Below are 26,374 nucleotides of genomic sequence, written 5' to 3'. Positions count from 1 at the left end.
CAAGCTGCCGTGAAGATCGGAGTCATGGTCAACGAAGGCCCGTACCAGCGCCAGTCGAGCGACAGCGCCTACCTTTTCTGCAAGGCGGCGATCGGGGCGGGCCACGAGATCGAGCGCGTGTTCTTCTATCACGACGGGGTCAACAATGCGACCAAGCTCACCGAGCCGCCGCAGGACGACCGCAACGTGGTGGCGCGCTGGACGAAGCTCGCGCAGGACCACGGCGTGGACCTCGTGGTCTGCGTCGCCGCGGCCCTGAGGCGCGGCATCGTCGAGCAGAACCTCGCGCAGGGCTTCCGCATCTCGGGGCTCGGGCAGCTCGTCGAATCCGCCATCCAGTCCGACCGGATGGTCGTGTTCGGGGATTAGGCCATGGACGAAGCCGGCATCATCAAGAAATTCCTTTTCGTGAACCGCAAGGCTCCGTATGGAAGCGTGTATGCGCTCGAGGGGCTGGAGGTGGTCCTCATCAGCGCGGCGTTCGACCAGGACGTGAGCCTCGCGTTCGTGGACGACGGGGTCTTCCAGCTGGCCAAGGGGCAGAACCCCAAGGCGATCGAGACCAAGAACTTCTCGCCGACCTACCGGGCGCTGGAGGGCTACGATATCGAGAAGCTCTACGTCGAACGCGAGTCGCTGCAGGCCAGGGGTCTTGCCGAGGAGGATCTCCTCGTTGACGTGAAGGTGGTGTCCACCGCCGAGATGTCGGCGCTGATGGACGAGATGGACGTGTTGATCAGCTTCTAGACGACGAGGCCCCAAGGAACAACATGCTGCACATCGTGAACAAGTCCCCCGGCGAACGCGCCACGTTCGAAAGCTGCCTGGCGCACGCCCGGCCCGGCCACTCGGTGCTGCTCATCGAGGACGCCGTCTATGCCGCCACGAAGGGCCACGCGGCATCGGCGAAGGTGAAGACTGCGCTCGGCACCGTCAAGGTCTATGTCCTCACCCCCGATCTCGAGGCGCGCGCACGCGCCGGCACCGTCATCGACGGCGTCGTACCGGTCGACTACAAGGGCTTCGTCGACCTCGTCACCCAGAATCCCCGCGTGCAGTCCTGGCTGTAGCGCGGATCACGGCACACCGCCAAAGCTAGAAGACGCGAAAAGGAGAGAATCAATGGGCACCATCGATGTGAGCGGAAAGTCCTACGAGGTCGACGAGGAGGGTTACCTGGTCGATCTGTCGCAGTGGAACGAGGAACTCGCCGGCGAGATCGCCAAGGCCGAGAAGATCGACATGACCACGAACCACTGGGAAGTCGTCAACTTCCTGCGCGAGTACTACAACGAGTACCAGATCGCCCCGGCGGTCCGAGTGCTCACCAAGGCCATCGGCAAGAAGCTCGGGCCCGATAAGGGCAGCAACTCGTACCTGTACGAGCTCTTCCCGTACGGCCCCGCCAAGCAGGCCTGCAAGATCGCCGGCCTGCCCAAGCCGACCGGCTGCGTCTGACGCGAGGCCGGGAGCGGGCCCTGCGGCCCGCGCCCGCCACGGGATTCCTCGAGATGGCCGCCATCCTCGCCGGGCTCTTCTACGCTGCCGCCACGGTGCTCGTGGCGGGGCTCGCGTGGCGCATCCGCCAGTACGCCGGGACGCCCGCCCCGCTCAAGATCCCGACCACGCCTGCGCCGACCACCAGCGCCGGGGTGGCGCTTAGGCTCGCGCGCGAAGTGGTGCTCTTCGAGAGCCTGTTCAAGGCGAGCCTCTGGACGTGGCTCTTCGGGTGGACCTTCCACGCGGGCCTCGCGCTCGTGCTGGCCCGCCACCTGCGTTACTTCACCGATCCGGTGTGGGGGTGGGTGGCATTCATCCAGCCCTTCGGGGTCTACGCGGGATTCGCAATGGTCGCCGGCCTCGCGGGGCTATGGGCGCGGCGCTTCCTGGTCGACCGCGTGCGCTACATCTCGACGCCGTCCGACCACCTCATGCTTGCGCTCCTCATCGCCATCGCCGGCAGCGGCCTCGCGATGAAGTACCTCGCGCACACCGATATCGTGGCGGTGAAGTCGTTCTTCCTCGGCCTGCTCGTCTTCCAGGTGCGGGAGCTGCCGGCCGATCCGGCGCTCGCCGTGCACCTGGGACTCGTGGCCACCCTGATGATCGTCTTCCCGTACTCGAAGCTGCTGCACGCGCCGGGCCTCTTCTTCAGCCCCGGGCGCAATCAGGTCGACAATCCGCGCGAGCATCGGCACCTGGCCGAATGGGCCGCGCGCCTGGAAACGAAGTAACGGTCATGGCCGACGTCATCGCCCCCGCCCTCCGGGAATTCCCCGTCCCCCCGGCGCTTCGCCCGGACGCGATGGCGGAGTCGAAGCCGTTCGTCGCCACCGAGAAGATGCAGGCGGCCATCGGATTCCCCGGGACGCTTGTGGAGGACTGGCACGACAAGGCCATCGCGAAGATGGGCGAGCTGCTCGACAAGTACCGGTCGCTCAGTGTCTACCTCGACGCCTGCGTCCACTGCGGCGCGTGCAGCGACAAGTGCCATTACTTCCTCGGCACGGGCGACCCCAAGAACATGCCCGTGGCCCGTCAGGACCTGATGCGCGGCGTCTACCGCCGCCACTTCACGCTGCCCGGCAAGATGTTCCCGAAGCTCGTGGGTGCGCGCGAACTCACGAAGGACCTCCTCGAGGACTGGTACAAGTACTACAACCAGTGCTCCGAGTGCCGGCGCTGCTCCGTCTTCTGCCCCTACGGCATCGACACCGCCGAGGTGACGATGGCCGCGCGCGAGATCCTCGACACGGTCGGTTACGGGGCGAAGTACACCAACGAGATCATCGCCAAGGTTCACAGAATCGGCAACAACCTGGGGCTGCCGGGGCCTGCCCTCGAGGACACGCTCCTCGGCCTCGAGGAGGACGTGAAGGAGGAAACGGGCGCCGACGTGAAGTTCCCGCTCGACCAGAAGGGCGCGGAGGTGCTCCTCATCACGCCCTCGGCCGACTTCTTCGCCGAGCCGCACGTGGACAGCCTCATCGGCTACGCCAAGGTCTTCCACGCGGCCGGCATCTCCTGGACCCTGTCGACGCACGCCTCGGAAGCGGGGAACTTCGGCCTCTTCATCGGCAACTACGAGCAGATGCGCACGATCGCCCTTCGCATCCGCGAGGCGGCGCTCGATCTGGGCGTGAAGCGCATCGTGGTGGGCGAGTGCGGGCACGCCTGGCGCGTGGCCTACAGCTTCTGGAACACGCTCGCGGGCATCGGCTCGGGAGGCAACGACCCCTTCGCCCGGATGCTGCAGAGCCAACTCGACCACCGCTACCGCCAGCCCACGCACATCTGCGAGCTCACGTGGGACCTGGTGCAGAAGGGGGCGCTGGTGCTCGACAAGGACGCGAACGACCACCGCGTGGTCACGTTCCACGACTCGTGCAACGTGGCACGGGCCTCGCGCATGGGGGACGAGCCCGGCGGGCAGTTCGAGATCCCGCGCGCCCTGGTGCGCTCGGTGGTCAACAGGTACGTGGAGATGCGCCCCGGCACCACGCACGAGGCCACCTTCTGCTGCGGAGGCGGCGGGGGGTTGCTCACCGACGAGATTCTCGACCTGCGCGTGAAGGGGGCGCTCCCGCGCATGGAGTCCCTGCGCGAGGTTGCCGACCTTCAAGGCGTCAACTTCATGGCGACCATCTGCGCCATCTGCAAGGCGCAGTTCACCAAGGTCCTGCCGTACTACGGATTCAACCGGAGCATGGTCGGCGGGGTCCACCAGCTGGTGAGCACGGCCATCCGCCTCGGCGCGAAGCAATAGGCGAGCTCCGCAAAACACACACGACACATAGAGGACACCGTGGCCACCAATCCCCAGGAAACCCAAGCGCTCACCTTCCGACGCTACAAGGATGGCGACGCCAAGCCGATGCGACTTCAGGAGGTGATCTTCCAGGCCTCCTTCACGCACAAATGCCCCACCTACATCCAGTCGACGGCTCCCTGCCAGGGCAGCTGCCCGTCTGGCGAGGACATCCGCGGCTGGCTCGCGATCGTGCGCCAGACGGAGAAGCCGCCCCAGGGCGTCGCGTGGCAGGAGTACGCCTGGCGCCGCCTCACGGAAGCCAATCCGTTCCCGTCCGTGATGGGCCGCGTGTGCCCGGCGCCGTGCGAGACGGGCTGCAACCGCAACGAGGTCGAGGACCACGTCGGCATCAATTCCGTCGAGCACTTTCTCGGCGACTACGCCATTGCCAACAAGCTCGCCTATGCGAAGCCCTCGAAGGCGACGGGCAAGAAGGTCGCCGTGCTGGGCGGCGGCCCGGCGGGCCTGTCGTGCGCCTACCAGCTCGCCCTCAAGGGGCACTCGGTCACGATCTTCGACGACCACGAGCACCTCGGGGGCATGATGCGCTACGGCATTCCGGGATTCCGCACGCCGCGCGACATGCTCGACGCCGAGATCCAGCGCATTCTCGACCTGGGGATCGAGGCGCGCCTGAAGTGCCGCGTCGGCACCGACATCTCCATGGAGGAGATCCGCAAGACCTACGACGCCGTCTTCCTCGGCATGGGCGCCCAAGGCGGCCGCCCGCTGCCCCTGGCCGACTCCCAGGCGCCCAACGTCGTGACCGCCACCTCGTTCCTGAAGGCCTTCAATGACGGCCGGCTGCGCTACGTCGGCAAGCGCGTGGTCGTCGTGGGCGGTGGCGACACCTCCATCGACGTCGCGACCGTGGCCCGGCGCCTGGGCCACATCGAGAACGCCAAGCCCACCGACTTCGAGCACGCGATCGCCGGCTACATGGCACACGACGTGGCTCACGCGTCTGTGGCGCAGGGCGCGGAAGTGGTGCTCACCTCCGTGTTCGGCGTCGACAAGATGCAGGCGAACAAGCACGAGGTCGAGCAGGCCGCTGCCGAGGGTATCGAGATCCGCGGCGGCTGGGCGCCCGTGGGCCTGGTCAAGGGCCCGGACGGGAGAGCCACGGCGCTGCGCGTCGCGCAATGCGAGGCCAAGTTCGTTGGCGGCAGGCTCCAGATCGACATGAAGGCCGGGACCGAGCAGGACATCCCCGCCGATCTCATCGTGTCGGCCATCGGCCAGTCGGTCGACTTCACCGGCCTGGAGGAGTTCGACAACGGCAAGGGCGGGGTGACGGCCGACCGCAACTACCGCGTGGCCGGCAAGGACGACGTCTTCGCAGGCGGCGACGTGCTGCGCCCGCATCTGCTCACCACCGCGATCGGCCACGGCTCCATCGCCGCGGATGGGATCGACCGCTTCCTGCGCGGCGAGGAGCCCGAGAAGCGCCCGAAGATCGACGTGCACCAGTTCGACCTCATGCGCAAGATGGTCGAGAAGGGCCTGCCCATCGAGAAGGCGACCGAGCCCATGTGGGGCACGTGCGATTCGAAGGCGGCGGTGCACAATTTCGACAACCGTTCCGACCGGCACGTGATTACGCACAAGGAGCTCTTCCTCGGGCATTTTCCCTACACCGACCGGGTCAAGCGCAAATTCATCACGCTCACCAAGGAGACGGCGCTCGGCAATTTCGAGGAGCGCCTGGGACAGCTCTCCGAGGCCGAGGCCATCGCGGAGGCCAAGCGCTGCATGAGCTGCGGCATGTGCTTCGAATGCGACAACTGCGTGGTTTACTGCCCGCAGACCGCCGTGTTCAAGGTGAAGAAGACGCAGAGCACGACCGGGCGCTACGTCGACACCGACTACGACAAGTGCATCGGTTGCCACATCTGCAAGGATGTCTGCCCGACCGGCTACATCCAGATGGGACTCGGGGAGTAGGGGCCCGATGAGAGCGGCAGGCATCCTTCGCGCGGCGATCGTCGCGACGCTCCTCCTCTCGGGGAGCGCGATGGGCCCGGTCGCGAGTGCGGCGGGACCGGCGCTCGATCCGCCGCGTTCCGGTCCCTGTGTCGAGGATCCGAAGCTCATGCGCCGCTCGCACATGGAGTTCCTCAGGCACGACCGCGACGACACCGTCCGGCGCGGCATCCGCCCGGTGAAGCACAGCCTCGCGGCGTGTGTCGACTGCCACGCGAACGCGAAGGACGGCCAGGTGCTCGGTTCGGAACAGCATTTCTGCCAGGGATGCCATAGCTACGCCGCCGTGAAGCCGGACTGCTTCGGCTGCCATGCCTCGACCGCGAGGCCGGCGACCACGGCATCGGCCGGAGCGGCGGGGTCATTGAGATGAACCCCGTCAGCAAGCGCAGGCGCGAATTCCTCGGAACGGCGGCCACGATCGCGGGCGCCATGATCGCGCCGGGCGTGTTCCTGTACGACTACGCCCACGGCAAGGCGCCCGGTGAGGCCGCGAGCGGCAAGGTCCGTTGGGGCATGCTTATCGACACGACGAAGTGCGCGAGCGGATGCCGGGACTGCGTGGACGCCTGCAACCAGGAGAACGGCCTGCCTGGAACCACGCGCCCCACCGATTCGCAGTGGATCCGCAAGGTGGACCTGAAGGACCTGAAGACCGGCAAGGCGATCTCCGCCCCGGTCATGTGCCAGCACTGCGCCGATCCGCCCTGCGTGGATGTCTGCCCGACGGGAGCCTCCTTCAAGCGCGCGGACGGCATCGTGCTCGTCGATCGCCACACCTGCATCGGCTGCCGGTACTGCATGATGGCCTGCCCGTACAAGGCGAGAAGCTTCGTCCACGAGCCGACGACCGGGCAGAAGCCCGACGTCCCGCGCGGCAAGGGCTGCGTGGAGAGCTGCACGCTATGCGTGCACAAGGTGGACCGCGGCGGCACGCCCTCGTGCGTCGAGGCCTGCGCGGCCGCCGGGCACCACGCGATCGTCTTCGGCGACCTGAACGACCCGCAGAGCGAGATCTCGAAGCGCGTCCGTGCTGTCGCGACGACGCAGTTGCGTGCCGACCTGCGCACCGACAACGGCGTGCGCTACCAGGGGATCTAGGCGATGGCTACCCCCGCGATCTCCCCCGCATCCGCCCGGCGCGTCTTCTGGGCCCTGGCGGCCGCCGGCGGCGCGGTGCTTGCGGTGGCATTGGGCGCCGCCCACTACATGGAGCAGCACGGCCACATCGTCACCGGCATGAACAACCAGGTGGTGTGGGGCCTGCCGCACGTGTTCGCGATCTTCCTCATCGTGGCCGCTTCCGGGGCGCTCAACGTCGCCTCCGTCGGCTCGGTTTTCGGGGAGTCCGGTTACAAGCCCTTCTCGCCGCTGTCGGTGCTCCTCACCGTGGCGCTGCTCGCGGGCGGCCTCCTGGTGCTGGTCCTGGACCTGGGTCGCCCGGAGCGCCTCCTCGTTGCGGCGACCCACTACAATTTCCGCTCGATCTTCGCGTGGAACATGATCCTTTACAACGGGCTCTTCGTGATCTGCGCGCTCTACCTGTGGTCGCTCCTGGAGCGGCGCCTGGGCAAGTTCGCCAAGCCCGTCGGCCTGGCGGCCTTCGCCTGGCGGATCATCCTCACCACCGGCACCGGGTCCATCTTCGGATTCCTCGTCGCGCGCCAGGCCTATGCTTCCGGCGTCATCGCGCCGCTCTTCATCGCGCTCTCGCTGGCCTGGGGCCTCGCAGTCTTCCACCTGGCCCAATCGGGACTGGCGCAACTGGCGGGCGAGGCCATGAGCGAGGAATTGCAGGGCCGCGTGCGCCGACTCCTCGGGATCTTCGTGGTCGCGGCGCTCTACTTCGTGGCCGTGCACCACATGACCAACCTGTACTGGGCGAAGCAGACCGCGTTCGAGCACTTCATCCTCGTGACCGGGGCCCCGTATCCGGTGCTCTTCTGGATCGGCTACGTGGGGCTGGGCAGCGTGGTGCCCCTGGCGCTCCTCTTCCATCCGCGCCTGGCGGGCCCGCGCTCAACCGCGCTTGCCTCGGGGCTCGTGTCCCTGGGCGCATTCGCGCTTCTGTACGTCTTCATCATCGGCGGGCAGGCGTTCCCGCTCGAGATCTTCCCGGGGTACGAGGTGGCCAGCAGTTTCAGCGACGGCAAAGTGGATGCTTACGCCCCGAGCTTGCCGGAGTTCCTGCTGGGTATCGGCGGCCTAGCCGCGTCCTTCCTCATCGCGCTGGTGGGTGTGCACGCGCTGCCGATCCTTCCGCTGGAAGCGTTCGCACGTCCCGCCGCGGCGCCGGCCAAGTGAACGCCGCGCCGGCATCGCCATGAGCGGGCTCCTGATATCCGCCGCCTGGCGCTCGTCGGGCAAGACGACGATCGCCACCGGGCTCATCGCGGGGCTTGCCGCACGCGGGCTCGCCATCCAGCCGTTCAAGAAGGGCCCGGACTACATCGACCCGCAATGGCTCGGCGCGGCGGCAGGGCGTGCCTGCCGCAATCTCGACATGCACCTGCAAGGCAACGACGAGATCGCGGCGTACTGGGCGCGGCACACGGCGGATTGCGACCTCGCGCTGGTCGAAGGCAATCTCGGCTTGCATGACGGGATGGACCTCGAGGGGGCCGACAGCAATGCGGCGTTGGCGCGGCTGCTCGGGCTGCCCGTCGTTCTCGTGCTCGATGCGCGCGGCATGTCGCGCGGGTCGGCGGCGCTGCTGCACGGGCTTGCCTCGTTCGATCCGGCCGTGCGCATCGCGGGCGTCATCCTCAATCGCGTGGGCGGCACGCGGCACGAAGGAAAACTACGCGCGGCCATCGAACGCTACACCGGCATTCCCGTCATCGGGGCGATCGGCGACGATTCTCGGCTCGGCGTTCTCGAGCGCCACCTCGGCCTGGTGCCCGCCGCCGAGATCGGTGATGCGCAGGCGCGAGTCGATGCGATGCGAGAGGCGGTCGGGGAGCACGTCGACCTGGATTCGATCCTCGCCATGGCGAACACCGCGATCCCGGCCGCACCCGCTGCACCGCCGGCAATCGCGCTGGCGACACGTCCGGGGGCTGGGCTTCGCGTCGGAATCGCACGGGACCGGGCCTTCGGCTTCTACTACCCCGACGACATCGATGCCTTCCGGCAGGCGGGCGCCACACTCGTGCCCGTGGATACGATAGAGGACGCGACTCTGCCTGACGTTGACGGTCTCTTCATCGGCGGAGGATTCCCGGAGGCGAGCGCAGCAGCGCTTTCGGCCAACAGGAGCTTTCGCGAGAGCCTTCGTCGCGCCATCGAGGGCGGGCTTCCGGTCAATGCGGAGTGCGGGGGTCTCATGTACCTCTCGCGCTCGCTGTCATGGCGCGGGCACACATGGGAAATGGTCGGCGCGATCCCGGCGGATGTCGTCATGCAGGCAAAGCCCGTGGGCAAGGGCTACATGCGGCTGGCCGAGACCGGCGACCACCCGTGGGGGTCGGGCGAGGGCACGCAGATCCGCGCCCACGAATTCCACTACTCCCGCCTCGACAACGTGGATCCCGACTTGCGATTCGCCTATCGCGTGGAGCGAGGCGAAGGCGCCAGCGAGGGCCGCGACGGCATCGTTCACCGCAACGTGCTCGCCACCTACGCGCACCAGCGCAGCGTGGGCGGGAACGACTGGGTGCAGCGGTTCCTCGCGCATGTGCGCAGGGCAAGAACAGCCCGGGAAGGGCTTGCGGCGACGCTTCGCGCCGCGGTCCTGTGACGGGACCGAAATCTCCAGGAAGGCCGGTGACATGATCTCGATCACGCAGGTGGCCGCGGAAAAAATCCGCATGGCGGCAACCGAATCGGGCCCCGAGGCGCCCGTGCTTCGCATCGCGGCGAAGCTGGCCGGGGACGGCTCGATCGAATTCGGCATGGGCTTCGACCAGTCGCGCCCCGGGGACGTCACCGTGGAGGTCGAGGGCATCGTGATCGTCATCGCCCCGCAAAGCAGCGAGCTCGTCGAGGGCGTGCAGGTCGATTTTGTCGAGGTGGAGCCGGGCGATTTGCGCTTCATCTTCGCGCATCCGGGCGAGGCGGACGGCGATTGAGTGCGCCGGGCGAGGTCTTCCTGGTCGGCACGGGTCCCGGCGACCCCGACCTGCTGACGGTCAAGGCCCTGCGGCTCATCCGCGAGGCCCAGGTGGTCCTTTACGACAACCTGGTCTCCGAGGAGATCCTCGCCCTGGTACCGGCATCGGCGGAGCGCATCTACGTCGGCAAGCGCCGCAGCGACCATGCCATGCGCCAGGAGGCGATCAACGAGCTGCTCGTGAAGCTGGCGCGCGAGGGACGGCGCGTCCTGCGCCTGAAGGCCGGCGACCCGTTCGTCTTCGGCCGCGGCGGCGAGGAGATCGAAACCCTGGGCGCGAGCGGCGTGCGCTTCGAGGTCGTTCCGGGCATCACCGCGGCGCTCGGTGCAGCAGCCTACGCCGGCATCCCCCTCACGCACCGAGATTACGCGCAGTCGTGCGTGTTCGTGACCGGAAACACGCAGGACGGCGCCCTGAACGTGGACTGGGCGGCCATCGTGCGCCCGCGCCAGACCGTGGTCATCTACATGGGGTTCCAGAACCTCGGCGAGCTGTGCCGCGAGCTGATCGCCCACGGCCTGCCGCCGCTGACGCCGGCCGCCATGATCCAGCAGGCCACGACGAGCTCGCAGCGCGTGGTAAGCGCCGATCTCGCCACCCTGGCCGAGCGCGCACACGAGGCGGGACTGAAGCCGCCGACGCTCATCATCGTGGGCGAAGTGGTTCGATTGCGCGAGCGGCTGGAATGGTTCGACACGAACCGTGCCGCCGACAACGCCCCGAAGCGGGGTTGAGCCCGGGAACGGGCGGCGCTCTCAGTGGGTCGAACCGGAGTACTTGCGGCCGACCGCGTAGACGGCAGCTTCCACGCGCGATGTCAGGTTGAGCTTCGACAGGATGTGGCGGACGTGGAGCTTCACGGTGTCGTGACTGATGTCGAGCGCCTTGGCAATGCCCTTGTTGCTCATGCCCTGCGCGATGTAGCCAAGGATCTCGAGTTCGCGCTCGGTGAGCGAACGCCCGGTCTCCTTGCCGGACGGCGCGCCCAGCAGGTGGGTGAGCTTGGTGGCCATCGCCGGGGCTACCACGAGTTCGCCGCGAAGCGCGCGGCGGATGGAATCGACGACATCGTCCGGGTCCATGTCCTTCAGCAGGTAGCCGCGAACGCCGGCGCGCAGGGCGTTGGCCAGATCCTCGTGGGAATCGCACATGGTGAGGATCACCGCGGGAGTCTCGAGGCCTTCGTCGCGGATGCGCTTGAGGAGCGCGAACCCGTGCATGGCCGGCATGCGCAGGTCCATGATCATGAGGTCCGGCTTGAGCTCGTGGAGCAACCGGAGCGCGGCATCGGGCTCGCCCGTCGCGCCCACCACGCGGATTCCCGCCCGATGCTCCAGGAGTTCGGCCAGCCCGCGGCGGCACAGGCCGTGGTCATCGATCAGTACGACGCGAATCGCGTTTTCGGTCATGGGTCAGTCCGTTGTGCCCGATTCCCGGGGGATGGAAAGGCACACCTGCGTGCCCTTGCCTGGCGCGCTCACGATACGCAGCCGGCCGCCGATGCGCCGGGCGCGTTCGCGCATGATCTCGAGCCCGTAGTGCTCGTCGGGTGCGGAACCCGGCCGGCGGCGCAGGATGCGGGTGCCGGAACCGTCGTCCTCGACGCTCACGCGAAAGGACTTGGCGGTGCGATCGAGAACCACTCGCGCATTGCTGGCGCCCGCGTGCTTGATCACGTTGGCGAGCGCCTCGCGCACGATCTGGTACACCTGCGCCTCCTGCTCGGCGGGCAGCCTCAGGTTGCGGGCGCGGTTCTCGATGCGAAGGGCGACGCCGGTACGGTCGTGGAACGTGAGCGCGGTGTTCTCGAGCGCATGCACGAGCCCCTGGCCGTCGATGGGCTGGCGGAAATGGGTGATGAGCTCGCGAAGCCCAGCGTGCGCCTCGCCGAGCGAATCCTGGATGTCGCGGAAGTACTTGAGCGACTGCGGGGCATTGCCGGCGCGGATGGCATCGTTCAGCAGGGCCATGCGCATGCGCATGAAGGCGAGCCCCTGCGCCAGCGAGTCGTGGATCTCGCTCGCGAACATCTGGCGCTCGGAGGACAGGGAAGTTTGCAGTCGCTCCTGTTCCAGCAGCGCATTGTCCAGGACCAGGTCGAGCATCTCGGACACCGGACCGAGCAGTCCCATCACATCCGCGGGCAGGCGCGCCGAGTCCCCGAAGAACAGGTTGAAGACCCCGATGGTCCGGTCCCGGCAATGCAGCGGCACGGCGAGCATCGGGCCGGTTTTCGCCCCGGCGGCAAACACGCCCATGCGCCGCGCGCAGGCAACGGGCCCGTCCTGAACCTGCACGTCGTTCGTCCTCAGGGCGGCGCCGCACATACCGCAGCCGGAATCGACGAGCAGCTCGTTCGCGAGAATTTCGGACGGCAGCCCGACCGAGCAGACGAGTTGCATGGAACCGCTCGCCGGAGGGACCAGACGGATTACCCCTCCGCGCGCGCCCGTGAGCGCGACGATCGCCTTCAGGCCGCGCTCGAGGAGGGCGTGCAGGGCGTCGCTCGACACGAGGTCCCCGACCTGGGCGGCCTTCGGACACGGGTCCGGGACCGGGGGCCTCGACGAGGCGCCCGATTCCAGGGGGAAGAGGGTCAGCTTGCGGGGCACGACGTTTTTGTCCTCCTCCGAAGGGGAATTGCCGCAGGGTCCCGGCCATCAGGGTCCCGTCACTGGGTAGAACACCAATTCTACGAGAAATCCCCCCCCTACGGTCCGGCCCCTGCGCCCGCAACTCCCCCAAGTGGGTAGGGGAACCTCCCCCTTTCGGGAATAGACAGCGCGAACGCCAAGCTGCCGTAATAGACGGTCCACTCAAAGGGTTTTCCCGGAAGGTCCATTTCCCATGGCTGCGCGCGCGAGCCGGATGTCATGACACAGCTCGCGCTGGTCATCGACCTGAACGTTTGCGTGGGTTGCCATGCGTGTGTCACCAGCTGCAAGGAGTGGAACACCTCGGGATCGGCCGGCCCCCTTCCGGACACGAAGGCCTACGGGGCCGACTATGCGGGAACGTTCTTCAATCGCGTCCAGACCTACGAGGTGGGCTGCTATCCGGACACGGAGACCATTCACTTCCCGAAGTCCTGCCTGCATTGCGAGGACCCCCCCTGTGTCCCGGTCTGCCCGACGGGCGCTTCGTACAAGCGGGCCGAGGATGGCATCGTCCTCGTGGACTACGACAAGTGCATCGGATGCAAGTACTGCTCGTGGGCCTGCCCGTATGGCGCGCGCGAGCTCGACGACAAGAACCGCGTGATGAAGAAATGCACGCTCTGCGTGGACCGGATCTACGACACTTCGCTTGCCCCGCAGGATCGCAAGCCCGCCTGCGTCATGGCCTGCCCGACCTCGGCGCGGCTCTTCGGCGACATCCACGACCCGCACAGCGAGGTTTCGCGCGCCATTCGGGAGGAGGGGGGCTATCCCCTGATGCCGGAGTGGGGCACGCATCCGGCCAACCATTACCTGCCGCGGCGCAGAACCCACGTGCATATCCATGCCGACGAGCTCGAGCGGGCGGACAACCCCCTCAAGGTCGATCGCCAGCAGCCCCGCCCCGCCAAGAGCGAGCCGACGCTCGACGACGCGGTCACCTGGTAACGCCGCCATGCGCCCGGCCCTCTCGGTGATCCTGCTCACCACCCTGCTCGGCGCAGGGCAGGGACTCTTCCTCGCGATCTTCACGCACCAGACCCATGCGCTGCTGGGCGTGCTTTCCCCCCAGGGAGCCAAGGACCTCTACGGGCCCGCGGCCGCCGTCGCGCTCGGTGTCCTGGTCGCGGGCCTGGTTGCGTCGTTCTTCCACCTCGGACGCCCGGAGCGCGCGTGGCGCTCGGCCGCCAAGTGGCGCACGTCGTGGCTGTCTCGGGAGGTAATCGTGCTGCCCGCGTTCATGGGCGCGGTCTTCCTGTACGGCGCAATTCACCTGACGGGCTTCAACCCCGTCCTTCTGCGCCTGTCCGGCGGGGCCGAGATCGATGCCAGCATCGCCGTGGGGGCGGGCGGATCCGTACTCGCCTTCGCGCTCTTCATCTGCACCGCGATGATCTACGCGTGCCTGAAGTTCCTTCGCGAGTGGCATAGCCCGCTCACTGTCGCCAACTACATCCTTCTGGGCATCGCATCGGGCTTCACGCTGGCGGCGGTGCTTTCGGCCCGGCTTTCTCCGCACGAAGCGCCGTACTTTGCCGGGTGGGCTCTCGTGTTCACCGCGCTTGGCGCCGTGTCGCGCGGGGCTTCCCTGTGGCGAAACGCCCGGCTTCGCCCGGTGAGCACCCTGCAGACCGCCATCGGCGTTCGCCACCCGGCGATCCGCCAGATCTCGCAGGGATTCACGGCCGGGTCCTTCAACACGAGGGAGTTCTTCCACGGGCAGGGGCAATCGCTGGTACGCTCGGTGAGGTGGCTTTTCCCGCTCTTCGCCTTCGCGATCCCGGCAGTCCTGTTCGCGATATACCTGGGCTCCGGCTCGGTCATGGCACTGGCCGCGGCTCTCGTCGCGCAGATGGCCGGCCTCATGGCCGAGCGGTGGTTCTTCTTCGCCGAGGCCAACCACCCGCAGAACCTCTACTACCAGGCGGTGGCTTAGGCCACGGCCCAGAACGAGAATGCTGACCCGATCACGATTCGAGGAGAAACCATGGCCCTTGTGAGACCGCATGGCGGCGGGGAACTGCGACCGCTCATCCTTGCCGGCGAGGCGCTCGCGGCAGAGTTGGCGCGTGCGAGAGATCTTCCCCGGCTCGTCGTGAGCTCGCGCGAGAAGGGCGATCTCATCATGCTCGGCATCGGCGGCTTCACGCCGCTCGACGGGTTCATGACGCATGCCGACTGGCAGGGGGTCTGCGACGGCATGCGCACGACGGCGGGCCTTTTCTGGCCGATTCCCATCACCCTTTCGGCCTCGAAGGCCGAAGCCGCGGCGATCGCGGTGGGGGGCGAAGTGGCGCTGCTCGATCCGGACGACGGCGACGTGCTCGCAACGATGCGCGTCACCGAGAAATACGGGATCGACAAGGCGCACGAATGCGCGAGCGTGTTCCGGACCACGGATACGGAGCACCCCGGCGTGCAGATGGTGATGGCGCAGGGCGAGGTGAACCTCGCCGGCCCGGTGCGTGTGCTCTCCGACGGCGGCTTCAAGGCGAAGTACGGCGCGCTCTTCATGACGCCGGCGCAAACGCGCGCGGAGTTCGAGCGGCTGGGCTGGTCGAAGGTGGCCGCGTTCCAGACCCGCAACCCCATGCACCGCTCGCACGAGTACCTCGCCAAGGTCGCGATCGAGGTGTGCGACGGGGTGCTCATCCATTCGCTGCTGGGCAATCTCAAGCCCGGCGACATCCCTGCCGACGTGCGCACGCGCGCGATCGCGGTGCTCACGGAAAAATACTTCCAGGGCAAGACGGTGGTGCAGGCCGGCTATCCGCTCGACATGCGCTATGCCGGCCCGCGGGAAGCGCTGCTGCACGCGCTCTTCCGGCAGAACTACGGCTGCTCCCACCAGATCGTCGGGCGCGATCACGCGGGCGTGGGAAGCTACTACGGGCCCTTCGATGCGCACCACATCTTCGACGAGGTTCCGCACGGGTCTCTCGAGACGCAGCCGCTGAAGATCGACTGGACCTTCTGGTGCTACGCGTGCGGGGGGATGGCTTCGGCGCGAACCTGCCCGCATGGCGACGGCGACCGGTTGCTGGTCTCGGGAACGAAGCTGCGCAAGTGGCTTTCGGAGGGCGCCGACGTGCCCGCCGAGTTCAGCCGCCCCGAGGTGCTGGAAATTCTGCGCGAGTACTACGCGGGGCTCACGGAAAAGGTTGAAGTGAAACTCACGGGCCATTCGGCCCGCTAGGCGCACTCGACAGGAAGAGCACCCTTCACCAGCGAACCTCGAGGAGATCACCGGTAACCCGGTGCTCCAGCCGGTTGAGCGGGCTCGTTCCCTTGGCGATGCAGTCCCCGGTGGCGAGATCGAAGGCCCACTCGTGCTTGGGACAGGTGAGGGTGCGGCCCTGGATCGCGAGCTCCGGGATGTTGGTGGCCTGGTGCGGGCAGAGGCTGTCGTAGACGCGGATCCCGGCGGGCGTTCGCAGGACGAACAGCCCCCGGTCACCCACCTCGAGCCGGCGAACGCCATCCGCGGGCAGGTCCGCCAGGGCCACGACGTCGTGCCATTCCGGCGCCGTCCCGGCCCCCATCCGGGCCGGATCGAAGCCGGGGATCTTCATCTCCAGAATGATGTCGATCGCCCAAATGATCTTCGCCAGCCCGAGCGCGGGGAAAGCCATCAGGAAGGCATCGAGGATCTCGTCGGGCGTGGCCCCCTCGCGCAAGGCCCGTCCGAGGTATTGCCGGAAGCCGTTTTGCGTCTGCGAGTGGACCTTTGTGATGACCGAGATGAGGTTGCGGGTCTTGGGGTCGAGATGGCGGCCGGCCTCCTTCAGGAAGGCGAGGTAGGGGCCGATCGCGTCGGGGCGGACCTTGACGAGGTAGTTGAGGGCGTCGCTCATGGTGGCGGGCAGTGCTCGAATTCGTGCGGGCCCCGGATGAGGCCCGTTGCTGGCATCATAATGGCTATCGAACGAAGCGTGAGCGCCGTTCCTGGCGGAGGTTCGCGTCAATGCTGGAACCGCTTGATGACAATGAAATCCTCGTCCTGACCGGGAGCGGGGAGAACGAGCTGCACGAGGCGGGAACGACGCTCACGCCGCTGCAGCTGGAGGCGCTCGTTCTCATCGATGGCCATGCAAGCGTCGCCCAGGTGCTCAAGCGCGCGCCGGAGGCGCCGCAGCAGGCCTTGCGGACGAGCCTGCAGGAGCTCCTGGAAGCGGGTTTCGTGAGGACACTTCCCCCTTCCGACTCCGATGTCCTGGAGCCTGGCGATTTCTTCACCTCGGCAAGGACGCAGTCCCACGCGGTCGTGCCTGGCCACGAGGCGGAAGCCGAGGCCGCCGCCAACATGGAGTTCCTCCGCCAGAACGGCTACTGCGTCAACGTGGTCCGCCGCCCGAAGGTCAAGCGCGAGCGGGTCAAGGGGAGCAAGCCGATGGTGCTCGTCATCGACGACGACCCGGACATCTGCAGCCTCTTGCAGATGTATCTCAAGCTCGAGGGATTCGAATCGCGAACCGCAGGCAATCGCGCCGAAATCATCGCTGAATTGCGCCGCGTTCCCAGGCCGGATGCGGTGCTGCTCGATATCCATCTGCCGGACGCCGACGGCTTCGACGTCCTCCACAGGATGCGCGAGCATCCGGCACTCAGGAGCCTGCCGATCATCATGCTCACCGGCGAGGCGAACCGCGAGGCGGTGCTCAAGGGAATACTGGGTGGAGCCGATGGCTATATCACGAAACCCTTCGACATCCATCATATGATGAGGGCGGTCAAGGCGGTGCTCGGCCTGAAGGACGGCCCCATCGGCCAGGACTGGGACTATTCGCTTTGATCACCCGCGTCCCGCGCCGCGGGGACCTGTTAGGGAGACAGCCCATGTTGACTGAAGCCAGGTTTGCCATTCTTGCCGCCGCCGCGTTACTCGCCGGGTGCACGGCTGTGGGCATCAACCGTCTCGAGCCAGGCAAGTCCACGGAGGCCGATGCTCGTCGCGCGCTGGGAGAGCCCGCGCGGTCGTACTCGGATCCGGACGGCTCGCGCCAACTCGTGTTTCCGCAAGGACCGGAAGGCGGCCAGACCTACATGGTCTTTCTCGCGCCCGACGGGAGCCTGCGCCGCGTGGAACAGGCGCTGACGAACGACTCCTTGCGGCGCATCCAGAGTGGCTCCACGACCAAAGAGCAGCTCGGGCGCCTGATCGGCCCGCCCTGGCGGATCGTCGCGTTTCCCAATCTCCGCCAGGATGCGTGGGACTACGTGATCCAGGACGACTGGGGATACACGGTCGATTTCTCCGTGATGATCGATGAGCGCGGGATCGTGGCCGGCACTGTCTATGCCCGCCGTGAACGGGGTGACGGGGGCTTCAGGTAGGTCAGGGCGCCAGCGCCACGCGGAATGCGCCCGGCCCCGGATCCTTCAGATGATGCGGGAGTAGGCGACGCGGTCCTTGTCGGCGCGAAGGTACCGGTCGAAGACTGCGCCGATGGCGCGCACGAAGAAGCGGCCCTTGGGCGTGACCGTGATCCAGCCCGGCTCGCGCACGATGAGGCCGAGTTCCTCGAACTCCTTCAGCGCCTCGAGCTCGCCGGCGAAGTAGGTCTCGAAGTCGATCAGGTGCGAGGCCTCGATCGACTGCGTCGAGACGCAGAACTGGCACATGAGCGCCACGATGATCGCGCGGCGCAGCAGGTCGTCGGCTGAAAGCTCGATGCCGCGGATGATGGGCAGCCGCCCCTGGTCCAGCGAATCGTAGTAGGCCGGCAGGTCGCGGGCGTTCTGGCAGTAGGTGGGTCCGACCTTGGCGATGGCGGAAACGCCGAACGAGAGCATGTCTCCGTCGGGGCCGACCGTGTAGCCCTGGAAGTTGCGCGTGAGCGTGCCGCTGCGTTGCGCGCGGGCAAGTTCGTCGTCTGGCAGGGCGAAGTGGTCCATCCCGATGTAGATGTATCCCGCGCGGTTGAACAGGTCGATCGCGCGCGCCATGATGGAGAGCTTCTCGGCGGCGCTGGGCAGGTCCACGTCGAGGATGCGCCGCTGCGGCTTGAATCTCTGGGGCAGGTGGGCGTAGCTGTACAGCGCGATGCGGTCGGGCCTGAGCTCAAGCACGCGCTCGACGGTATCGGCGAAGCTCGACACGCTCTGCTTGGGCAGGCCGTAGATCAGGTCGATGTTGAGCGATTTGAAGCCGCAGGCGCGGGACGCCTCGATCACGTCGCGTGTCATTTCATAGGGCTGGATGCGGTTCACCGCGCGCTGCACCGCCGGGTCGAAATCCTGGACGCCGAAGCTCGCGCGGTTGAACCCGAGTTCGGCCAGGAGCCGGATGGCATCCGGCGAGCAGGATCGCGGGTCGATCTCGATCGCATATTCGCCGTCGGGCGTGAACTCGAAGTTCGAGCGCAGAAGCTCCCATACCACGCGCAGTTCGTGGTCGGAAAGGAAAGTGGGCGTGCCCCCGCCCCAGTGCATCTGGCGCACGCGCCGGTCGTCGCCGGCGAGCGCGGCCTGCATCGCGATCTCGAGGCCGAGGTAGTGGATGTACCGGGCAGCCCGGGACTTGTCGCGCGTGACCACCTTGTTGCAGCCGCAATAGAAGCAGATCGTGTTGCAGAACGGCAGGTGGACATAGAGCGAGAGTGGCTGGCTCACGGCCCCGATGAGGCGCGTGCGCATCGCCTGCTCGAAGGAGCGCGCGTCGAACGCTTCCACGAAGCGGTCCGCCGTGGGGTAGCTGGTGTAGCGCGGACCCAGCTTGTCGAAGCGCTGCACGAGATCCAGGTCGATCTGGGCGGGCAGCGATTCGGGGCGAGGGGCGCGTGCGGAAAATTCGGGGGTCGCGTCCGTGAGCATGGATCGCATCTTGCGTCAACGGCATGCACTTGCCTTGACATGGATCAACCCTCGCCGGGCGCTTTGGCACCCTCTACAATGGTGCCCTATGACCGAGATATCCCCCGCCACGCTCACGCGCCTGCGCACGGCGTGCTCGCAATGCAGCCTGCGCGAGCTTTGCCTGCCGGTGGGACTGACCGCCGACGAATTGCAGACGCTCGACAGCCTGGTGTCCACGCGGCGCAAGATTCGCCGGGGCGACAGCCTGTTCTACGGCGGCGAACCGTTTTCGGCGCTGTACGCGGTTCGCTTCGGCTTCTTCAAGAGCACGCTCACCAGCGGCGACGGCCGCGAGCAGGTCACCGGCTTCTACATGGCGGGCGAGCTCCTCGGGATGGACGGTATCGGCGGCGACCGCCACACCTGCACGCTCACCGCGCTCGAGGACAGCGAGGTGTGCGTGATGCCTTTTGCCCGGGTCGAGGACCTGTCGCGCAATTTCGAGCCGCTGCAGCGCCATTTCCACAAGGTGCTCTCGCGGGAAATCGTCCGCGACCAGGGCGTGATGATGCTGCTCGGGTCGATGCGCGCGGAGGAACGCCTCGCGGCTTTCCTCGTGAACCTCTCTCAGCGGCTCACGGCGCGGGGCTTTTCCGCCTCGGAGTTCGTCCTGCGCATGACGCGCGACGAGATCGGCAGCTACCTCGGCATGAAGCTGGAGACGGTGAGCCGCCTCTTTTCGCGCTTCCAGGAGGACAGACTGGTGGAGGTTCACCAGAAGCACGTGCGCATCCTGGACATCGGGGGCCTCAAGCGGGTCATGGCCCAGGCGCAAAGCGCTCCCTGATACAGGAGATGGACGCCTCGGGGACAGACTCTCAGGCCACTCGTGGGCCGTCCCTCGAGCGTTCTTTTTCATGATCCCCGTCAAGCAAGGGCAGAGGCCCGGGGGTAGCATGGACTCACGAACCCCAATTCCACGAGAGGAGACCCGCCATGTTCCGACGCATCCTATGCGCTACCGACGGTTCGAAGCGCTCCGCCCATGCCGTGAAGACGGCTGCGGTGCTGGCAAAAGGGTCCGGTGCGCTGCTTACTCTCGTCCACGTGACGCCCGATTACCGCACGCCCTACTACCCTGACGGGGTGATGATCGATTGGCCGTCGGAAAAGGACTACAAGCGCGACTGCAAGGCCGCTGCCGACAAGGTGTTCGCCAAGGACAGCGCCATCGCCCTGAAGGAAGGCATCGAGGCCGAATCGCTTCAGCTTTTCGGTGATTCTCCCGCCGACGAGATCCTGGGGGCCGCGAAGAAGGTCAAGGCGGACCTCATCGTGATGGCATCCCATGGCCGCAAGGGGTTCGAGGCGCTTCTGCTCGGCAGCGAAACCCAGAAGGTCCTCGCGCGCACGAACGTGCCGGTGCTCGTGGTGAGGTGATGAGCGCCCCTCCCGGCATGAAGCGCCTGGATGCGAGCCAACTCGTGTGGCTTCGCGGCGAGTTGGAGCGCCTGAAGCGCGACGCGCTGGCGGGTGTGCGGCGCGCGAGCGGTGAACTCAGCGGGGAGGATGCGGAGCTGTTTCGCGACCTCGGCCTGACGGGCGATGGTGCCTTGGCCGAGGCCGAGTTCGAGCGCGACGTGGCCGGGGCCGGGCAGGTTCGCGCGGCGCTCCTGGCCATCGTGGCTGCCGAGCGTCGCCTGGAAAAGGGCGAGTACGGCCTTTGCGAGGATTGCGGCAGTGCCATCGGATTTGCGCGTCTGGAGGCCCAGCCCGCCGCCTCGCGATGCGTGCGGTGCCAGGAACTGGCAGAGAAACGAGGCGGGCCGACCCATTTCACCGGATGAGCCGCAATCATGAGCATCAAGTTGAGGAATCGCCTGGCCGCCAATCGCTTCCGGATTCCTGATGCGGGGGCCGTGCCCTCGGCGGCCGGCATCTCGAAGCTGATCCACCCGCTCCATCCCCTGCTGTCGCCCGCGTCGGTCGCTCTTGTCGGCGCGAGCGCGCGCCCGGGCTCCCTCGGACAGGTGGTTCTCGCCAACCTTCGCCAGGGAGGATTTCGCGGGCCGATCCATCTCGTGAACCCGCGGCACACGCAGCTCGACGGCGTTGCCTGCCATCCGACCCTCGAGGCCCTGCCTGAGGCGGTGGATCTCGCGATCGTGACGGCGCCGGCCGTGGCCATTCCGGAGATCATCGCGCAGGCCGGCCGCGCCGGTATTCCGGCCGCTATCGTGTTGTCCGCCGGCTTCGGCGAGACGGGCGAGGCCGGAAAGGCACTGGAAGCGCAGGTCCTTGCGGTGGCGCAGGCAGCGGACGTGCGCATCCTCGGCCCCAACTGCGTCGGAATGCTCCGGCCTTCCATCGGATTGAACGCCTCGTTCGCGCGCACCGCATGCGAACCGGGCAGCATTGCGCTCGTCTCGCAGTCCGGCGCGATCTGTACCGCACTCGTGGACTGGGCGGCGAGCACCAAGGTCGGGCTCTCGAGCGTCGTTTCGCTCGGCGCCGCCGTTGACGTGGACTTCGGGGACGTGCTCGATTACCTGCTTTTCGATCCCAAGACGGAAAGCGTCCTGCTCTACGTGGAGGGTGTCCACAACGGGCGCACCTTCATCAGCAGCCTTCGCGCCATCGCCCGCGCGAAACCGGTGATCGTGCTCAAGGTGGGACGCTATGCCTCCGGCTCCCAGGCGGCACGTTCGCACACCGGGGCGCTGGTCGGCAACGACGCGGTCTTCGACGCGGTGCTCACGCGTTGCGGCGTGGTCCGCGTCCACAGCGCCCAGGACCTCTTCGCGGCTGCACGCGCGCTGTCATCGCGACGCAAGCCCTACGGCGACCGGCTCGCCGTGGTCACCAACGGCGGCGGCCCGGGCGTGCTTGCCGCGGACGCATGCAGTTCCGAAAACGTCCAGCTCGCGAAGCTCGCGCCGGACACGCTCGAGAAGTTGAACGCGATACTGCCGAAGCACTGGTCGCACGGCAATCCCGTGGACGTGATCGGGGATGCGAACGGCGAGCGGTTCGGAGGCGCGGCGAAGATCGTGGCCGAGGATCCGAACGTGGACGCGGTGCTCACCGTGTTCTGTCCGACCGGCATCGCCAGCGCCGAATCCGTCGCCGACGGGCTCCTGCCCGTGGCGAAGGAATGCTCGAAGCCTTTCCTCACGGCGTGGCTGGGAGAGAGCGGCGTGGTGGCCACCCGGCATCGGGTCGAAGAGGCCGGCGTGCCTGCCTATCGGGCCGGAGAAGTCGCGGTGCAGGCCTTCGCGGCGCTCGCCACGCACGTGAAGAACCAGAAGCTGCTTCTCGAGTCGCCGCCGCCGCGATCGACGCAGATCGAGCACGACATTCCGCGGGCCGAGGAGATCTTCCGGGTCGCCGTGGACGAGGGCCGCACGCTCCTGAACGAGGTGGAGGCGAAGAGCCTGCTCGCCGCCTTCGGCGTCCCCGTGCCGCCCTTTGCGGTCGCCGCGACGCGCGAGGAAGCCTTGCAGGCCGCCGGCACGATCGGCTACCCGGTGGTGATGAAGATCCTTTCGCCCGACATCTCGCACAAATCCGACGTGAACGGCGTGCGCCTCGACATACGCGACGCCAACGACGTGGGGCAGCAGTTCGACGACATCATCGCGACCGTGAAGCGCATGCGTCCCGAGGCGAAGATTGCCGGCGTGCTGGTGCAGGCCATGGTCGTCCGGCGCGATGGGCGCGAGCTCATGATCGGGGTCATGACCGACCCGGCCTTCGGCCCCGCCATCAGCTTCGGTTCGGGCGGCGTGGCGGTCGAACTGCTGCGCGACAACGCCGTCGGGCTTCCCCCGCTCAACTTGAGACTCGCGGGCGATCTAGTCGACCGGACGCGCGCCGCGCGGCTGCTGGGAGCCTACCGAAACGTCCCGGCTGCGAACCGCGCGGCCCTGCTGGACGTGCTGCTGCGCGTTTCGGATCTCGTCTGCGCGCTGCCGTGGGTCGCGGAGATGGACATCAACCCGCTGCTCCTCGACCCGAGCGGGGCGATTGCGCTCGACGCCCGCGTCGTCATCGATCCGGAGCGCCGGCACCTCGACAGCCGCTATTCGCACCTGGCGATCCATCCCTATCCGGAGGCGCTGGAAGCGGTGGAGCGCCTTCGCGACGGGACGGAAGTGACGATCAGGCCGATCCGCCCCGAGGATGCGGAAATGGAGACCGCGTTCATCACCGAGTTGTCCGACGAGTCGCGCTACCTGCGCTTCCTCTCGCTGGTGCGCCACGTGACGCCCGAGATGGTGGCGCGCTTCACGCAGATCGACTACGACCGCGAGATGGCCCTGATCGCGGTTCGCCACGAGGGCGATCGCGAGTCGATCATCGGGGTGGCGCGTTACGTGCGCGACCCGAATCCGGCCAGCGCCGAGTTCGCCATCGTCATCGCCGACCGCGTCCAGAGGAAGGGGCTCGCCTCGAAACTCATGGGGCGGCTCATGACGCACGCGCGCTTCGCCGGCATCGAGCGGCTGCGCGGACTGGTGCTCGCCTCGAACGGTTCGATGCTCGACCTGATGGATCGACTGGGATTCGAGGCTTTCCAGATCCCCGACGACCCGAGCCTCGTTGACGTCATCAAGGTCCTGTAGCGGTCAGGTTTCATCGCCTGGAAAAAAGGGCGGTTCCTTGAACCGTCCCTTTTCCCGATGAAACCCCTTTCTTAGGGACAGCAGCCCGGCCCTTCGCGCTTCGGGCATCCCTCCGGCCGCTCCATGGCCGGCAGCGGGCAGCGGTTCACTTCCCACGGCGACCACTGCAGGAAGCAGGTGAGGAAGCTCGACGCCGCCGCCAGCGCCCAGAAGACGAAGAACCCGACCGAATAGATCGCCATGCGGCTCGCCTCGAGCGGCTCGCCGAAGAAGCTCATGTCCGACGGGTCGAAGAGCGTGAAGAAGAGGACCTCGGATGCGCAGGCGACGAGGAACGCCGGCCACAGGATCCAGGCGATGCGTTGCGTAAGCATGCGTTCATTCTCCCTTCACTGCGGTCCCGGCCCCGGGTTCAGCGGACGCCCGGCGAAAGTTCGGCCGCTTGCGCGGTCCTGGTGTCGATCTGCGCCGCGACTCGCCATTGCACCGTCTCGACGATGGCGCGCCATCGGCCGGCGGGCAGGTCGGGGAGCGGCGCCTCCCAGAGGTCCTCGGCCGTGCGCGCCAGGTGCACGACCCGGTCCTCCGAAGCTCGCGCGGGATGCACGAATTTGATGGTTATCCGGTCCGGGAGCGCGGCGGAGGAACGCAGCGTTACCCGGACGGCTCCGGGCAGCATCCGGAGCTCGCCGGTGATGCCGAGGCTGCTCGCCGCCTCGTCGCGGGCGATCTGGCGGTTGATGGTGAGCCCCTGCTTGTAATAGTCGTCGGCGACGAGTCCGTCGGCGCCCCGGAACGCGACGACGGCCGTCGTCACCCCGGCGACCACGACAAGGGCCGGCCCGGACATGAGGAGCCAGGGCCAGGGTTCGCGGTACCAGGGCTTGCGCGGGGGATGCTGATCGAGGGGAGTGGTCACGGCGTTCAATGTCCGTCCTTCCTGGGGGAGAGGAATACGGCCTTCTCCCGCACGTGGATGCCACTGCCGTCTTCGGCGGTGACGCTGATGTGGATCTTCTGCGAGCCCCCCGGAGCCTGCGCGCCGGGAACGCGAATGCGCACCGGGAATGCGCGGGTGGAAGCGGCGGCCATTTCGATCACGGAATCCGAGGCGATGCGCACGCCGGGCAGCCCATCCACGGCGATCCGGTAGCGCAGGGTCGACTCGGTGGCGTTCGTCACCTGCAGCCGGTACACGTTCTCGAGTTCACCATCCTCGACCTCGCGCACAATGGCGCCCCGGTCGCGGATCACGTCCACCTTGAGCGGTACGCGCATGAGGAGCGCGGCGACGGCCGCCACGATCACGGTCGCCAGGGTGGCCGTATACACGAGCGTGCGTGGCCGGACGATGCGCTTCAGGATGCCAGCCAACCCGCTCTGCTGCTGCAGCGCGTGCTCGGTCGAATAGCGGATGAGCCCCTTCGGGTAGCCCATCTTCTCCATCACCTGGTCGCATCCATCGATGCAGGCCGCGCATCCGATGCACTCGTACTGCAGGCCATTGCGGATATCGATGCCGGTCGGGCAGACCTGGACGCAGATTCCGCAGTCGACGCAGTCACCGAGCCCGAGGCCCTTCGGGTCGGCTTTCCTGCTCCTCGATCCGCGCGGCTCTCCCCGCCCGGGATCGTAGGCGATGATGAGCGTGTCCCGGTCGAACATCGCGCCCTGGAAGCGCGCATAGGGGCACATGTACATGCACACCTGCTCGCGCATCCAGCCGGCGTTGCCGTAGGTCGCGAACCCGTAGAAGAAGACCCAGAAGGTCTCCCACGGGCCGAATGCCAGGGAGAAGACCTCCCCGCCCAGTTCCTTGATGGGCGTGAAGTAGCCCACGAAGGTGAACCCGGTCCAGAGGGAGAGCGCAGCCCAGGTGCCATGCTTCGCGGCCTTGATGCCGACCTTGCGCGGGGTGAGCGGGCCGTTGTCCAGCTTCGTCCGCGCGTTCCGGTCGCCTTCGAAAAGGCGCTCGATCCAGAGGAATATCTCGGTGTAGACGGTCTGCGGGCACGCGAACCCGCACCAGAGCCTGCCCGCCACCGAGGTGAACAGGAAGAGGGATATGGCGGCTGCGACGAGGAGCAGCGTGAGGTAGATGAAGTCCTGCGGCCAGAAGACGAAGCCGAAGATGTAGAACTTGCGCGAGGCAAGGTCGAACAGGACCGCCTGGCGGTCGTTCCAGGCAATCCAGGGCAGCCCGTAGAAGATCACCTGCGTGAGCCAGACGGCCGCCCAGCGCAGGCTCGCGAACCACCCCGTCACGGCCCGCGGGTAGATCTTCTTGCGCACCTCGAACAGTGCGCCTTCGGACTCGTCCTGCGCCCCTGCTCGCGGCGTGACGTCCTTCAGGGGGATGACGGGGGCTCTCTGAGCCCCCGGAGTTGCTTC

At 67.2% G+C, this 26,374-nt stretch carries 28 protein-coding genes; 21 read left to right on the top strand and 7 right to left on the bottom strand.

The features are described 5' to 3' along the window. The first annotated feature begins 9 nt into the window (after positions 1-9). The 12 genes from tusD to cobA all read left to right on the top strand — a co-directional run bounded on the left by tusD (position 10) and on the right by cobA (position 10,640). Positions 10-369 (top strand): sulfurtransferase complex subunit TusD, encoded by a 360-nt coding sequence (tusD, locus tag IPP91_18325; GenBank protein MBL0143998.1) that lies wholly within the window; start codon positions 10-12, stop codon positions 367-369. A gap of 3 nt (positions 370-372) precedes the next feature. Next, a complete protein-coding gene (tusC, locus tag IPP91_18320) occupies positions 373-747 on the top strand; it encodes a sulfurtransferase complex subunit TusC (GenBank protein ID MBL0143997.1) in 375 nt (124 codons plus the stop codon). Positions 748-770: 23 nt separating this feature from the next. Continuing rightward, the gene (dsrH, locus tag IPP91_18315; protein MBL0143996.1) at positions 771-1,070 is read left to right on the top strand and encodes a sulfurtransferase complex subunit TusB; all 300 of its coding nucleotides are present in this window, start codon (positions 771-773) and stop codon (positions 1,068-1,070) included. A 52-nt stretch (positions 1,071-1,122) separates the two neighbouring features. After that, positions 1,123-1,458: a TusE/DsrC/DsvC family sulfur relay protein gene (locus IPP91_18310; protein ID MBL0143995.1), complete on the top strand. Its 336-nt coding sequence runs from the start codon at positions 1,123-1,125 to the stop codon at positions 1,456-1,458. A gap of 53 nt (positions 1,459-1,511) precedes the next feature. Next, positions 1,512-2,234, top strand: coding sequence for a respiratory nitrate reductase subunit gamma (locus tag IPP91_18305; protein MBL0143994.1), 723 nt, complete (start codon positions 1,512-1,514; stop codon positions 2,232-2,234). A gap of 5 nt (positions 2,235-2,239) precedes the next feature. Continuing rightward, complete coding sequence (locus IPP91_18300) at positions 2,240-3,766, top strand: (Fe-S)-binding protein (GenBank protein ID MBL0143993.1); 1,527 nt, start codon at positions 2,240-2,242, stop codon at positions 3,764-3,766. A gap of 39 nt (positions 3,767-3,805) precedes the next feature. Further along, positions 3,806-5,755 (top strand): NAD(P)-binding protein, encoded by a 1,950-nt coding sequence (locus IPP91_18295; protein MBL0143992.1) that lies wholly within the window; start codon positions 3,806-3,808, stop codon positions 5,753-5,755. Positions 5,756-5,762: 7 nt separating this feature from the next. Further along, complete coding sequence (locus IPP91_18290; protein ID MBL0143991.1) at positions 5,763-6,167, top strand: Hdr-like menaquinol oxidoreductase cytochrome c subunit; 405 nt, start codon at positions 5,763-5,765, stop codon at positions 6,165-6,167. Then, complete coding sequence (locus tag IPP91_18285; GenBank protein MBL0143990.1) at positions 6,164-6,895, top strand: 4Fe-4S dicluster domain-containing protein; 732 nt, start codon at positions 6,164-6,166, stop codon at positions 6,893-6,895. Before IPP91_18290 ends, IPP91_18285 begins: the two co-directional genes overlap by 4 nt. Positions 6,896-6,898: 3 nt before the next feature. Further along, complete coding sequence (gene nrfD / locus IPP91_18280; protein ID MBL0143989.1) at positions 6,899-8,098, top strand: polysulfide reductase NrfD; 1,200 nt, start codon at positions 6,899-6,901, stop codon at positions 8,096-8,098. Between the two features lie 19 nt (positions 8,099-8,117). Continuing rightward, the gene (locus IPP91_18275; GenBank protein MBL0143988.1) at positions 8,118-9,533 is read left to right on the top strand and encodes a cobyrinate a,c-diamide synthase; all 1,416 of its coding nucleotides are present in this window, start codon (positions 8,118-8,120) and stop codon (positions 9,531-9,533) included. Positions 9,534-9,617: 84 nt separating this feature from the next. Then, entirely contained in the window at positions 9,618-10,640 is a 1,023-nt protein-coding gene (cobA, locus tag IPP91_18270) for a uroporphyrinogen-III C-methyltransferase (GenBank protein ID MBL0143987.1), read from the top strand. A 21-nt stretch (positions 10,641-10,661) separates the two neighbouring features. Here cobA and IPP91_18265 read toward each other — a convergent pair whose 3' ends face one another. Then, positions 10,662-11,315 carry a response regulator gene (locus IPP91_18265; protein MBL0143986.1) on the bottom strand — a complete coding sequence of 218 codons (654 nt, stop codon included), beginning with the start codon at positions 11,313-11,315 and terminating at the stop codon, positions 10,662-10,664. Between the two features lie 3 nt (positions 11,316-11,318). Next, on the bottom strand, positions 11,319-12,518 hold the full coding sequence (locus IPP91_18260) for a GAF domain-containing protein (protein MBL0143985.1): 1,200 nt from the start codon (positions 12,516-12,518) through the stop codon (positions 11,319-11,321). Positions 12,519-12,779: 261 nt separating this feature from the next. Here IPP91_18260 and IPP91_18255 point away from each other — a divergent pair, with 261 nt between their 5' ends. From IPP91_18255 to sat, 3 genes are read left to right on the top strand one after another with little or no spacing between them, the layout of a single operon-like run. Then, positions 12,780-13,511, top strand: coding sequence for a 4Fe-4S dicluster domain-containing protein (locus IPP91_18255; protein MBL0143984.1), 732 nt, complete (start codon positions 12,780-12,782; stop codon positions 13,509-13,511). Positions 13,512-13,518: 7 nt separating this feature from the next. Continuing rightward, complete coding sequence (locus IPP91_18250; GenBank protein MBL0143983.1) at positions 13,519-14,499, top strand: dimethyl sulfoxide reductase anchor subunit; 981 nt, start codon at positions 13,519-13,521, stop codon at positions 14,497-14,499. 51 nt (positions 14,500-14,550) lie between these two features. Further along, entirely contained in the window at positions 14,551-15,759 is a 1,209-nt protein-coding gene (sat, locus tag IPP91_18245) for a sulfate adenylyltransferase (GenBank protein MBL0143982.1), read from the top strand. Between the two features lie 25 nt (positions 15,760-15,784). Here sat and IPP91_18240 read toward each other — a convergent pair whose 3' ends face one another. After that, positions 15,785-16,417 carry a Rieske 2Fe-2S domain-containing protein gene (locus IPP91_18240; protein ID MBL0143981.1) on the bottom strand — a complete coding sequence of 211 codons (633 nt, stop codon included), beginning with the start codon at positions 16,415-16,417 and terminating at the stop codon, positions 15,785-15,787. 110 nt (positions 16,418-16,527) lie between these two features. Here IPP91_18240 and IPP91_18235 point away from each other — a divergent pair, with 110 nt between their 5' ends. Then, positions 16,528-17,355: a response regulator transcription factor gene (locus IPP91_18235; protein ID MBL0143980.1), complete on the top strand. Its 828-nt coding sequence runs from the start codon at positions 16,528-16,530 to the stop codon at positions 17,353-17,355. A 44-nt stretch (positions 17,356-17,399) separates the two neighbouring features. Further along, a complete protein-coding gene (locus tag IPP91_18230; protein ID MBL0143979.1) occupies positions 17,400-17,897 on the top strand; it encodes a hypothetical protein in 498 nt (165 codons plus the stop codon). Between the two features lie 45 nt (positions 17,898-17,942). Here IPP91_18230 and hemN read toward each other — a convergent pair whose 3' ends face one another. Further along, positions 17,943-19,376 carry an oxygen-independent coproporphyrinogen III oxidase gene (hemN, locus tag IPP91_18225; protein ID MBL0143978.1) on the bottom strand — a complete coding sequence of 478 codons (1,434 nt, stop codon included), beginning with the start codon at positions 19,374-19,376 and terminating at the stop codon, positions 17,943-17,945. Between the two features lie 88 nt (positions 19,377-19,464). Here hemN and fnr point away from each other — a divergent pair, with 88 nt between their 5' ends. The 4 genes from fnr to IPP91_18205 all read left to right on the top strand — a co-directional run bounded on the left by fnr (position 19,465) and on the right by IPP91_18205 (position 23,983). Further along, on the top strand, positions 19,465-20,205 hold the full coding sequence (gene fnr, locus IPP91_18220; protein ID MBL0143977.1) for a fumarate/nitrate reduction transcriptional regulator Fnr: 741 nt from the start codon (positions 19,465-19,467) through the stop codon (positions 20,203-20,205). Between the two features lie 149 nt (positions 20,206-20,354). Further along, the gene (locus tag IPP91_18215) at positions 20,355-20,798 is read left to right on the top strand and encodes a universal stress protein (GenBank protein ID MBL0143976.1); all 444 of its coding nucleotides are present in this window, start codon (positions 20,355-20,357) and stop codon (positions 20,796-20,798) included. After that, on the top strand, positions 20,798-21,205 hold the full coding sequence (locus IPP91_18210; protein MBL0143975.1) for a TraR/DksA family transcriptional regulator: 408 nt from the start codon (positions 20,798-20,800) through the stop codon (positions 21,203-21,205). Before IPP91_18215 ends, IPP91_18210 begins: the two co-directional genes overlap by 1 nt. A 9-nt stretch (positions 21,206-21,214) precedes the next feature. Further along, entirely contained in the window at positions 21,215-23,983 is a 2,769-nt protein-coding gene (locus IPP91_18205; GenBank protein ID MBL0143974.1) for a bifunctional acetate--CoA ligase family protein/GNAT family N-acetyltransferase, read from the top strand. A 71-nt stretch (positions 23,984-24,054) separates the two neighbouring features. On the opposite strand, the gene IPP91_18200 is transcribed toward IPP91_18205, so the two are convergent. Genes IPP91_18200 through ccoG form a run of 3 tightly spaced genes read right to left on the bottom strand, consistent with a single transcriptional unit; the run spans position 24,055 to position 26,341 of the window. Beyond that, complete coding sequence (locus tag IPP91_18200) at positions 24,055-24,357, bottom strand: hypothetical protein (protein ID MBL0143973.1); 303 nt, start codon at positions 24,355-24,357, stop codon at positions 24,055-24,057. A 38-nt stretch (positions 24,358-24,395) separates the two neighbouring features. Continuing rightward, a complete protein-coding gene (locus IPP91_18195) occupies positions 24,396-24,911 on the bottom strand; it encodes a FixH family protein (protein MBL0143972.1) in 516 nt (171 codons plus the stop codon). Next, on the bottom strand, positions 24,908-26,341 hold the full coding sequence (gene ccoG / locus IPP91_18190; GenBank protein MBL0143971.1) for a cytochrome c oxidase accessory protein CcoG: 1,434 nt from the start codon (positions 26,339-26,341) through the stop codon (positions 24,908-24,910). Before ccoG ends, IPP91_18195 begins: the two co-directional genes overlap by 4 nt. Positions 26,342-26,374 lie beyond the last annotated feature (33 nt).

The sequence above is a fragment of the Betaproteobacteria bacterium genome, assembly GCA_016720855.1.
Taxonomy (GTDB): Bacteria; Pseudomonadota; Gammaproteobacteria; order Burkholderiales; family Usitatibacteraceae; genus FEB-7.
Note: the sequence above shows the minus strand (reverse complement) of the source record. Positions and strands in the feature narration are given on the sequence as shown.